This window comes from Rhodococcus sp. NPDC003383, from assembly GCF_053589115.1.
The window spans coordinates 70,605-80,846 of record NZ_JBSFRG010000030.1 but is presented as its reverse complement, the minus strand read 5'-3'; the positions used below and the strand labels follow the sequence as shown (position 1 = coordinate 80,846).

At 69.5% G+C, this 10,242-nt stretch carries 11 protein-coding genes; 2 read left to right on the top strand and 9 right to left on the bottom strand.

Going from position 1 to position 10,242, the window contains the following annotated elements; genetic code table 11:
* Window positions 1-101 precede the first annotated feature (101 nt).
* The 3 genes from ACWDTS_RS22655 to ACWDTS_RS22645 form a co-directional block, all read right to left on the bottom strand.
* Window positions 102-1,193 carry an anti-sigma-D factor RsdA gene (locus tag ACWDTS_RS22655; RefSeq protein ID WP_450109327.1) on the bottom strand — a complete coding sequence of 364 codons (1,092 nt, stop codon included), beginning with the start codon at window positions 1,191-1,193 and terminating at the stop codon, window positions 102-104.
* On the bottom strand, window positions 1,186-1,764 hold the full coding sequence (locus tag ACWDTS_RS22650; RefSeq protein ID WP_197250872.1) for a sigma-70 family RNA polymerase sigma factor: 579 nt from the start codon (window positions 1,762-1,764) through the stop codon (window positions 1,186-1,188). The genes ACWDTS_RS22655 and ACWDTS_RS22650 overlap by 8 nt, the downstream gene beginning before the upstream one ends.
* Window positions 1,765-1,883: 119 nt before the next feature.
* Window positions 1,884-2,777, bottom strand: a complete 894-nt coding sequence (locus ACWDTS_RS22645; protein WP_450119073.1) for a hypothetical protein — start codon at window positions 2,775-2,777, stop codon at window positions 1,884-1,886.
* Between the two features lie 510 nt (window positions 2,778-3,287).
* Here ACWDTS_RS22645 and ACWDTS_RS22640 point away from each other — a divergent pair.
* Window positions 3,288-3,581 carry a WhiB family transcriptional regulator gene (locus ACWDTS_RS22640; protein WP_197250868.1) on the top strand — a complete coding sequence of 98 codons (294 nt, stop codon included), beginning with the start codon at window positions 3,288-3,290 and terminating at the stop codon, window positions 3,579-3,581.
* 83 nt (window positions 3,582-3,664) lie between these two features.
* Here the strand turns inward: ACWDTS_RS22640 and groL are convergent, their stop codons facing one another.
* Window positions 3,665-5,281 (bottom strand): chaperonin GroEL, encoded by a 1,617-nt coding sequence (gene groL, locus ACWDTS_RS22635; protein ID WP_450109326.1) that lies wholly within the window; start codon window positions 5,279-5,281, stop codon window positions 3,665-3,667.
* Window positions 5,282-5,366: 85 nt separating this feature from the next.
* On the bottom strand, window positions 5,367-5,669 hold the full coding sequence (gene groES, locus ACWDTS_RS22630; protein WP_068154369.1) for a co-chaperone GroES: 303 nt from the start codon (window positions 5,667-5,669) through the stop codon (window positions 5,367-5,369).
* Window positions 5,670-5,976: 307 nt separating this feature from the next.
* On the opposite strand from groES, the gene ACWDTS_RS22625 reads away from it, so the two are divergent.
* Complete coding sequence (locus ACWDTS_RS22625) at window positions 5,977-7,539, top strand: Hsp70 family protein (RefSeq protein ID WP_450119072.1); 1,563 nt, start codon at window positions 5,977-5,979, stop codon at window positions 7,537-7,539.
* Between the two features lie 7 nt (window positions 7,540-7,546).
* Here ACWDTS_RS22625 and tsaD read toward each other — a convergent pair whose 3' ends face one another.
* The 4 genes from tsaD to tsaE are packed head-to-tail and all read right to left on the bottom strand — an operon-like array spanning window position 7,547 to window position 10,234.
* Window positions 7,547-8,581 (bottom strand): tRNA (adenosine(37)-N6)-threonylcarbamoyltransferase complex transferase subunit TsaD, encoded by a 1,035-nt coding sequence (tsaD, locus tag ACWDTS_RS22620; protein WP_197250651.1) that lies wholly within the window; start codon window positions 8,579-8,581, stop codon window positions 7,547-7,549.
* The gene (gene rimI / locus ACWDTS_RS22615) at window positions 8,578-9,057 is read right to left on the bottom strand and encodes a ribosomal protein S18-alanine N-acetyltransferase (protein ID WP_248676415.1); all 480 of its coding nucleotides are present in this window, start codon (window positions 9,055-9,057) and stop codon (window positions 8,578-8,580) included. The genes tsaD and rimI overlap by 4 nt, the downstream gene beginning before the upstream one ends.
* A complete protein-coding gene (gene tsaB / locus ACWDTS_RS22610) occupies window positions 9,054-9,719 on the bottom strand; it encodes a tRNA (adenosine(37)-N6)-threonylcarbamoyltransferase complex dimerization subunit type 1 TsaB (protein ID WP_450119071.1) in 666 nt (221 codons plus the stop codon). Before tsaB ends, rimI begins: the two co-directional genes overlap by 4 nt.
* A 29-nt stretch (window positions 9,720-9,748) precedes the next feature.
* Window positions 9,749-10,234 (bottom strand): tRNA (adenosine(37)-N6)-threonylcarbamoyltransferase complex ATPase subunit type 1 TsaE, encoded by a 486-nt coding sequence (tsaE, locus tag ACWDTS_RS22605; protein ID WP_248676417.1) that lies wholly within the window; start codon window positions 10,232-10,234, stop codon window positions 9,749-9,751.
* Window positions 10,235-10,242 lie beyond the last annotated feature (8 nt).

Sequence of the window (10,242 nt, the reverse complement as noted above, 5' to 3'; positions counted from 1 at the left end):
CTCCCGCCTTCTATTCCTCCCCCCTCCACCCCACCCCCACAAACCGGGCGGCGCCCACCCCCTCGGGTGTGCCGGCGCCGCGTTTCACGTCGAGGTGACCGTCAGGGCACTTCCGTGGTCTCTTCCGAGCGCGTACCCGGTGTACCCACCGGCGCGCTGATCGACTGCTGCTCGAGAGACGTCGTCGATGCCGAGGCCGACGCTGTCGTGGTGGGCGGATTCGTGGTGGACGGCGTCTGCGGCTGCGTGCTCGGCTGGGTGCTCGGCGGCGGCTGCGTCTGCGGCTGCGTGGTCGTCGGGCGAGTGCTCGGCTCGACCGTCGGCACCGGCGGCTGCGTCGTCGGCTGGTTCAGGATCGTCGGATCGGGCGACGAGGACGGGGATGGGGACGGTTGCGTCGCGGCGTCCGAGGGGGTGCCCGACGGGGTTCCCTCCCCTGTCGTGCCGGGTGTCTGCGGAGGCACCGCGGCGTCGGACTGCGGGACCGTCGCCGGTGGCACCGGCGCGGGGACCGGGGCCGGGGCCGGTGCCGGCAGACCCGGCAGCGGGACCGGCACGAGCTTGCTCAGTTCGTCCGACAGTCGCTGCAGCCAGTCGCCCAGTTCGTCTCGTTGACCGGCGTCGACGACATCGCTGGATCGGACCTGCGCCGATTCGAGCAGTTGCTTGGCGACCTCGGTGTCGCCGGCGGCGAGCGCACGCTCGGCCTGCTCGAGACTCGACGTCGTATCGATCCGCGCGACGGTGCTCTGCGCCTGCTCGCTGAAAACGACTTCCTTGACGCCCCAGAGCGGGTCACCCGGTTCGGCGCCGTAGGACACGGCCGCCGCACCGCCGACAGCTATCGCGACGAGGGCAGCGGCTCCGGCGATGGGACGCAGCAGGCGAAGCTGGGTGCGGGAGCGCGCTCGACCGGCCGTCTCGGCATCGCGGGCATCGATTTCACGATGGACCGCGGCGACGATCTCGTCGAGATCGGGGCCGGCCGGTAACGGCTCGGAGAGGATCTCCGCGCGCCATCCCGCCAGCAGCGTGGCAAGTTCGTACTCTTCGGCCGATTCCGTCGTTACCGGACCGTCACCGGAGATCGCGTCGATGAGGGCATCATCACGACGCACTGCCGCGATGTCCACCGGGGTGCCGTCGTCGGCGAGATCAGCGTGGAAGTCGTCGTCACCGCGCTTCCTACCCATTCCTCTCACCTGCTCTCGTCACTTCCTTCTTGAGTCGGGCGATGGCTCGGTGTTGAGCCACTCGAACGGCCCCCGCCGTACTTCCAACTGCGGCTGCCGTCTCCTCCGCCGACAACCCCACCACCAACCGCATGATCAGGATCTCGCGTTGCTTCTCCGGGAGCGTTCCGAGCAGGTCTTTCATCTGCCGGCTCATCTCCGCGTTGAGCGCATGTTCTTCCGGGCTGTCTTCCAGCGACATCACTTCGGGAACGTCAGCGACCGGGTCCGACCGATTACGGGCGGTACTCCGATGCGCGTCGGCGACCTTGTGCGCTGCGATCCCGTAGACGAACGCCATGAAGGGCCGTCCTTGGTCCTGGTATCGCGGCAGCGCCGTCATCACAGCCAGGCATACCTCCTGCGCCACGTCGTCCGCGGAGTGCTGGCCGCGCTCCGCAGACCCGACCCTTGCCCGGCAGTACCGCACGACCAGGGGTCGGATGCTTGCGAGAACCTGGGCGAGGGCAGCCCGATCGCCTTGCGAAGCCGCAGCGACTGCCGAGTCCAACTCCTCACCCATAACAGTCATCGATTGCGTATGTCCTGGTGTTACAAGTGGCACGTCCCCGCCCGGGAGTGCTTCCACTGACGGTGGAACGCCACCAGCCTAACGACATGCCCGGACAACTCCGATTCGCCCTGGCAGAACTAGTTTCGGATCGTTGCGAACCGCCCGCCGCGACAGGTCACGACCTGGGCACATTCGTCCCGCACGTGATCTGCGCCGGGCACGGCACCGATTCCGTGTGCCAGCATCGCCGCCGCCCAGCGCAGCGGCACCAGGCCGTGTTCCGCGCAACGCTCGGACACGTCGGCGGCGAGCACACGCGCCGGCCCGAGGTCGGGGTCGCCGGTCGCCGACGCCGCGCGCAGCAGGTCGGATTTCACCCGGTGCCGCACGGACGGGCTCCGGTCGGCCAGGGCGGAGGCCTGCGCGGCGTGCTGCTTCGCGGTCGCGAAATCGCCGGAGGCCAGCGCGGTTTCCGCAGTCACCCAGTGCAGCCTGATCCGCTGCCTCCAGAAGGTCCCGGCAGCGGCGTCGTCCCCGGCGGCCCCCAGCAGGTCCGCGCAGTGTGCGAGCAGCCGCCGCGACAGGTCGAGGCGGCCGCACCCGAGCGCATCGGCGGCCAGGCCGGTCAGGGCATCGCACTGCGCTTCGACGATGCGGGTCGTGTCCCCCGGAAGCCGCGGAACGGCCGCGCGGGCCAGCGCGAACGCGCGACCGTCGTGCGTCGCGGCCTGCCGGTGCCATCCGAGCTGACGTAACAGCGAGGCCTCGGTGCTCGCCGCGAGGGACGCCAGGGGGCCTTCCGGGACCTCGCGCTGCAGGCGCGCCAGTTCCGCCCGGGCACCGCTGTAGAAGCCCTGGCCACCCAGAGCGACCGCGCGGAGCCATCGCCGGTAAGGATCGGTCGCGGCAGGCAGCGGACTCGTGCCCGGCCTGTCCCCGAACGCCGCAGCCGTCAGGACCGCATCCTCGGCGGAGAGTGCGTCCTCGGCAGGGACAGCGGACGGGCGCGCAGATGCAACGGTCGCGGACACGCCGAAATCATTGCATCATCGTCGCGACCGGACATCCCCGGTCCCCTACCGGCGAGAAACAAGCACCGGGAGCGCAAATATATCGACTGCGAATTCCGGTCTTCGTGCGCCATTCGCGGGCCGTTTACAGTCCGTTAATTTCAAACAGGGTGCATGTACGCTGCGGGACTCGGGATTTCATGGAAGATGCGGCCGAAGCGGCGGCCGGAAGAACGGGACGCCCTAAAAAACCGCAGGTGAACGGCGCATCGGAGGAATTGCCGGGGTCATCCAGGACATCGCAGCAGGCCAGAGCCGAACGACAGCCAATCATGAATCGACCCCGAAGTAAACATTTCGCAGGTTAATTCTCGCTATGAGCGATATGTAATTTCCCACGTCACGAAAGTATTGACGTGATTTGCACCGCGCTTTTACGGTGGCCGTGTTCGAAAGAATGCTCGGCCGGGACGCGGTTCCCGGCCACGGTCCGCTCGCACCAACGCGAGCATGCTGCAAAGGAGTGCCACCATGCCTGCACCACATCACCTGCCCGGACCCAACGCGGACATCTGGGATTGGCAGATGCACGGCCTGTGTCGCGGCGTGGACTCCTCGATGTTCTTCCACCCGGACGGTGAGCGCGGACGCGCTCGCGCCCAGCGGGAGAGCCGCGCCAAGGAGATGTGCCGAGCCTGCCCGGTGATCGCCCAGTGCCGGGAGCATGCTCTCAATGTCGCCGAGCCATACGGCATCTGGGGAGGAATGTCCGAGACCGAGCGCGAGATGTACGCGCGACACAGGCGCCGCAAGATCGCTGTTTGACTGTTTCGAGCCAGACGACGAAGCCCCGCCCGGGAGTCCCGGGCGGGGCTTCGTGTCTGTCGCGTGACCTGCGGTCGGTGGCCCTAGTGGGCGTGACCGTGACCGTGGCCGGCGTCGGCAGCTTCCTCGGGCTTGTCGACGACCGCGCTCTCGGTGGTGAGCACCATGCGGGCGACGGACGAGGCGTTGACAACCGCCGAACGCGTCACCTTGACCGGGTCGACGACACCGTCGGCGAGCAGGTCGCCGTAGGTGAGCGTCGCGGCGTTGAACCCGTGACCCTTCGGGCTCTCGGCGACCTTGGAGATCACGACGGAGCCGTCGAGCCCCGCATTGGCCGCGATCCAGAACAGCGGAGCCGACAGCGCCGTCCGCAGAACCGCGACACCGGTGGCCTCGTCACCCGACAGAGACGCCTCGAGCTCGGCGAGCTCGAGCGACGCCTGCACCAGTGCCGAACCACCACCGGGGACGATGCCCTCCTCGACGGCGGCCTTGGCGGCGTTCACCGCGTCCTCGACCCGGAACTTGCGCTCCTTGAGGTCGGTCTCGGTGGCCGCGCCGACCTTGATGACGGCAACGCCGCCGGCGAGCTTGGCCAGGCGCTCTTCGAGCTTCTCCCGATCCCAGTCGGAGTCCGTGGCCTCGATTTCACGGCGCAGCTGGGCGGCGCGCTCCTCGATGGCCTCGGGGGTGCCGGCACCGTCGACGATCGTGGTGTTGTCCTTGCTCACCACGACACGGCGGGCGGAACCGAGCAGCTCGAGCCCGGCTTCCTTGAGGGTCAGGCCGAGATCGGAATTGATGACGGTGCCCGCGGTGACGACGGCGAGGTCCTCCAGGAACGCCTTGCGGCGGTCGCCGAAGTACGGCGCCTTGACGGCAACGGCCTTGAGGGTCTTGCGGATCGCGTTGACGACCAGCGTCGACAGTGCCTCGCCCTCGATGTCCTCGGCGATGATCAGGACCGGCTTGCCGGACTCGGCGATCTTCTCGAGCAGCGGCAGGAAGTCCGGCAGCGAGCTGATCTTCTCGCGGTAGAGCAGCACCAGCGCGTCCTCGAGGACGGCCTGCTGAGCGTCGACGTCGGTGACGAAGTACGGCGACAGGTAGCCCTTGTCGAACTGAACGCCCTCGGTGACGACCAGTTCGGTGTGCAGCGTCGAGGATTCCTCGACCGTGACGACACCGTTCTCGCCGACGGTGCTGAGGGCCTCGCCGACCAGCGCACCGATCTCCTCGTCGCGGGACGAAACCGTCGCGACCTGCGCAATGGCCTCCTTGCCCTGCACCGGGGTCGCGAGCGCGAGCAGCGCCTCCGTGACCTTGTCGGCGCCCTTCGCGATACCCGCGCCGAGCGCGATCGGGTTGGCACCCGCGGCGACGTTCCTCAGGCCGGCCTTGACCAGGGCCTGGGCGAGGACGGTCGCGGTGGTGGTGCCGTCACCGGCGACGTCGTTGGTCTTCGTGGCGACGCTCTTGACGAGCTGGGCACCGAGGTTCTCGAACGGATCCTCCAGCTCGATCTCGCGGGCGATGCTCACACCGTCGTTGGTGACGGTCGGACCGCCGAACGCCTTGGCGAGCACGACGTGCCGCCCGCGCGGGCCGAGCGTGACCTTGACGGCGTCGGCGAGGCGGTCGACGCCACGCTCGAGCGCGCGCCGCGCGGTCTCGTTGAACTCGATTTGCTTGGACATGTTCTCCGACTACTCCTGTCGAATTTCTCCGGAACGGACTCCGCCCCGGGTCCGTTGAGGAACTCCGGGGCGGAATGCACGCGGCTTACTTGGCGACGACGGCCAGCACGTCGCGAGCCGACAGGATCAGGTACTCCTGGCCTGCGTACTTGATCTCGGTTCCGCCGTACTTGCTGTAGATGACGACGTCGCCTTCCTTGACATCCAGGGGGATGCGCTTGTCGCCATCCTCGTCCCAGCGGCCGGGGCCGACGGCGACGACGGTGCCCTCCTGGGGCTTCTCCTTCGCCGTGTCCGGAATGACGAGGCCGGAGGCAGTCGTCGTCTCGGCCTCGTTGGCCTGGACGAGGATCTTGTCCTCGAGCGGCTTGATGTTCACGCTCGCCACGATGAGCCCTCCACTTTCAGGGGTACTTGGGTCCGGAAACTTGTGCTCCCGGACTCGGATTCGTTCAGTCACCACAGACTCCGCGCGAGGTCCCGTCGTCGCGGGTGCCGGGCCGACGCTCGGTGTCACTAGCACTCTATACATGCGAGTGCCAGCACTCAAGGCTTCCGGGCGCTTACTCGTACTCGGCGCGTCGTACCGTCCTTCTGTTACGTTCGGATAACAGAGACACGAAGCGTGACCATACGGTGACCGATCGAGGTGCACACGAGCTCCTTGGCCTCCGGTCACGCTCGGAAGGTAAACAATGCGCACGTCGCTGGGAATCTCCACCGGAGCATCCGGGGTGGGTTCCGCGCTGGTGATCGACGCGCCGCAAGGCCGGACCACCGAATACCGCGAACTCACAGCCGACACGCACGATCATCGCGACCTCGGTGCCCTCGTCTTCGACGCGGTCACGCTGATGACGACGCAGATCGCCGACATCCCGGCGCCCGAAGTCGTCACGGTCGCCTACCGCACCACCGAACAGGCCGACTCCGTCCGCGCCGCCGCGAACCGGGAGGGCCGCCTCGTCCGGTTGATCCCGGAGACGACCGCGGTCGTCACCTACCTGCACACCACCGGACTCGCCGACTCCGACGGCGCGATCGCGATCGCCGACGTCGGCGCGTCCGGGATGAGTGTGTCGGTCGTCGACCGGGTCGACGGCAGGATCCTGCACACCGACCGCATCGACGCAGTCGGCGGCGAGACGATCACCGGACGGCTCCTCGACCACGTCCACCGATCCACGGACGGTGTCCGCACCCGCATGCCGGTCGACAACGAACTGCTTTCCGCGCGCTGCTTGGGTGCCCTCGAAGCCCTCACCGCCGGCGATACCGCCCACATCGAGATCGGCGAGGCCGGACCGGGCGTGTCCGTCACGGTCACCCGCACCGAACTCGACGAGCTGGTCGCGGATCTGGTCGGTGAGGCCGCGGAGTTCACCGCCCGGACCTGCGCCGCGGCCCCGGCCACCCCGCAGGCGCTCGTACTCGTCGGCGGCGCATCGTCCCTTCCGGCGCTGGCCGCAGCGGTCACCGCCGCGTTCGACGGTCCCGCGGTCACCGTCGACGAACCCGCGACCGTTCCCGCACACGGCGCCGCGTACCTGGACGATCACCCCCACCTCGACCGCTACCCGCTCGCCGGGAGCACCGAGTCCGGTGCGTCCCGCTCCTCGGGCCGCACCGCCGGGGTGCTCGTCGGCGCGCTGGTCGCCGGGGCACTCGTCGCCGGTTACGCGACCGATCAGATCGCCGAGCCGGCGACCACCGACCGGCCCGTCTCCCCCGCCGGATCCAGCGACTCGGTCCCGCCGATCACCTCCGACACGGTCGAGCCCGACGCGACCGCCCCGACCGAGACACGCATCCCGTCCTACGATCCGGTTCCCACCCGGCTCCCCTCGGGCGGGGTCACCACCGACAACGACGAGGACCGGACGACGATGCCGACCACGACGGTGCCGGAAACCACGACGTCGCTGCTCCCGCCGATATCGCCGACCATGCAGAGCCCCGATGACGACGACGAGCGTCCGGGCTCGACCACGTCGGGAACCACGCCCCCGCAGCCGACCCCGCCGACCTCCACCCCGCCGGTGACCACGACCCCGCTGCCGCCGACGACGGTGCCCGACGCCGGATCGACGACGCCGCAACCGCACCCGGAGGAGCCGGTCACGACGGAACCCGGTGCGCCGGGGACGTCTCAGCCGGATCGGACTCCGATCGGGCCGGACTCGGGTGCTCCGACACTCATGCCCGCAACACCGGAAGCACCGGCACTACCGCCGGCCGGATCCACCGTCGGCGGATGAGACCGGTTCAGACCACCTGGCTCACGGACACCGGCAGGCCGGGATCGGTGGCGGCGGTCAGCAGCGACGGCTGCGCGCCCCCGGCGATGAGGTGCGCACCGAGCGCCGCGATCATCACACCGTTGTCGGTGCACAACCGCGGCCGCGGCACCCGCAGCGTGATCCCGGCGGCCTCGCACCGTTCCCGCGCGAGCGCACGCAACCGCGAATTCGCGGTCGCGCCGCCACCGAGCACGAGCGTGTCGACACCGACATCCTGAGCCGCGCGCACCGCCTTCATGGTGAGCACGTCGGCGACCGCCTCCTGGAATCCGGCCGCGACATCGGCGACGGGAACCGGCTGCCCGGCGCGTTCCAGCGCTTCGACATGCCGCGCGACCGCGGTCTTCAAACCGGAGAACGAGAAGTCGTGGCGCGCATCGCGCGGCCCGGTCATGCCGCGCGGAAAGACCACAGCGGTCGGATCGCCCTGCTGGGCCAGCTTGTCCAGCACGGGGCCACCGGGGTATCCGAGGTCCAGCAGCCGTGCCACCTTGTCGAACGCTTCACCGGCCGCGTCGTCGACGGTGGTGCCGAGCTCGACGATCGGCTTGCCGAGGTCCTCGACATGCAGCAGGTGGGTGTGCCCGCCCGAAACCAGCAGCGCGATGCACGGCGGCATCGGACCGTTCTCGATCGTGTCGACGGCGACGTGCCCGGCCAGGTGGTTGATCGCGTAGAACGGCACATTCCAGGCCGCGGCGTACGCCTTCGCGGCGGCGACCCCCACGAGCAGCGCGCCGGCCAGGCCCGGGCCGATGGTGACACACACGGCATCGGGCTTGCCGATGCCGGCGGCCGCCAGCGCCCGGCGCATCGTCGGGACGATCGCCTCGAGATGCGCGCGGGACGCGATCTCCGGCACCACGCCGCCGAAGCGGGCGTGCTCGTCGACGCTCGAAGCCACCTCGTCGGCGAGCAGTTCGAGCGTGCCGTCGCCGACCCACCGGACGATCCCGACACCCGTCTCGTCGCACGAGCTCTCGATGCCCATCACGATCACGGCTTTCGCTCCTCTCGCCGGTCCGGCCGACACATGGTGTACGCGTCGGCTCCGCTCGGCTGGTAATAACGCTTCCTGGTGCCCACGATCTCGAAGCCCTCACGCCGGTACAACGCGATCGCCGCGTCGTTGTCGGTCCGCACCTCGAGGAACACCGGGCCGCCCCAGGCGTCGGCGACACGCAGCAGCTCGTCGAGCAACGCGCCCCCGATGCCGCGTTGCCGCAGGTCCGGGTCGACACCGATCGTGTGCACCTCCGATTCGGGGTGCACACCGGTACCGAGCCGGGCCAGACCGGCGTAACCGATCAGGCGACCGTCGTCGTCGCGGGCGGCCACGTAGTGGTTGTGCGGGGACGCCAGTTCCGACCGGAACGCGTCGGCACTCCACGGGTCGTCCCCGGGGAACAGGACCTGTTCGAGTTCCGCGCAACGCTCGACGTCGTCCGGGCGCAGCGCATCGATGGACACGGTCATTTCTTCCGGGCCGCCGTCTCCACCGCATCCGGCCGACGCAGGTACAGCGGCACCAACGGCTGCGGTGCGGTCGCGGCGAGCAGCTCGGGTGCGGCGACCGCGACCAGCCCGGCCGGCGACGGCGTGTGCACCGGCACGGCGGGCAGGTCGAACAGCGGGGTGTGGGCGGGTGATCCCGCGACCCGCTGCGAGGGCGCGGCCGTCACCTCGGCGGGTTTGCGCACCTCGGGACCCTCCACCCGGCGACCGTCGGCGTATCGCGCCCAGTACACCTCGCGGCGGCGGGCGTCGGTGACGACGAGCAGATCGGGGCCGTTCTCATCGGCCGCGTACACGTCCGCGGCGAGCCCATCGAGGGTGCACACTCCGTATACCGGGATGCCCAGCGCGTCACCGAACGCGGCGGCGGTCGCCATCCCTACGCGCAATCCCGTGAAGGGTCCGGGACCCACACCGACGACGACAGCGTCGAGGTCCGCCGATTCGCATCCCGCTTCGGCGAGGCATTCGAGGATCTGGGGCGTGAGGATCTCGGCGTGCCCCCGCGGATTGTCGGAGACCCGCACCGACAGGGTCTCGAGATTCTGCGGCGTGCCGTCGCCGAGGCGGACCAGCCCCGAGGTCACGGCGGGGGTGGCGGTATCGACGGCGAGAACGAGCACGATTACCCAGGATACCGCCGGTTTGATAGTTACCCGACCCAGCCCCAGGTGGCACGGCGCACATCGGATTCGGGGTCGCGACGCAACCGCACCCGCAGATGCCGGTCGGTCAGCTTCTCCACGAGTCCCTCGCCCCATTCGACGACGACGACCGCGGCGGTCAGGTCGGTATCGAGATCGAGGGCGTCGAGTTCGTCCAGGGCGTCCGGGCCGTCGCCGAGCCGGTAGGCGTCCACGTGCACGAGCCCTACCGGTTTCCCGCCGGGGCGCTCCCCCGGCCGGTGCTCGCGGGCGATCACGAATGTCGGGGAGGTGACCCGCCCCTGCACCCCGAGACCTGCGGCGATACCCCTGGTCAGCGCAGTCTTTCCGGCGCCGAGGGGTCCGTCGAGCACCACCAGGTCGCCCGCCTGCAGGTCCGCGGCGAGCCGGCGGCCCAGCGCTTCGGTGTCCTCGACGGTCGGCAGCTCGGCGTACTGCTCGCCGGCGTGATCGGACACGGCGTGGTCGGACACAGCATCAT

Excerpts from the sequence above, each read along its gene's own strand:
- ACWDTS_RS22640 (WP_197250868.1), top strand. The coding sequence starts at position 3,288 with ATGCCTGCACCACATCACCTGCCCGGACCCAACGCGGACATCTGGGAT.
- groL (WP_450109326.1), bottom strand. The coding sequence starts at position 5,281 with ATGTCCAAGCAAATCGAGTTCAACGAGACCGCGCGGCGCGCGCTCGAG.
- rimI (WP_248676415.1), bottom strand. The coding sequence starts at position 9,057 with ATGACCGTGTCCATCGATGCGCTGCGCCCGGACGACGTCGAGCGTTGC.
- ACWDTS_RS22625 (WP_450119072.1), top strand. The coding sequence starts at position 5,977 with ATGCGCACGTCGCTGGGAATCTCCACCGGAGCATCCGGGGTGGGTTCC.
- ACWDTS_RS22650 (WP_197250872.1), bottom strand. The coding sequence starts at position 1,764 with ATGACTGTTATGGGTGAGGAGTTGGACTCGGCAGTCGCTGCGGCTTCG.
- ACWDTS_RS22655 (WP_450109327.1), bottom strand. The coding sequence starts at position 1,193 with ATGGGTAGGAAGCGCGGTGACGACGACTTCCACGCTGATCTCGCCGAC.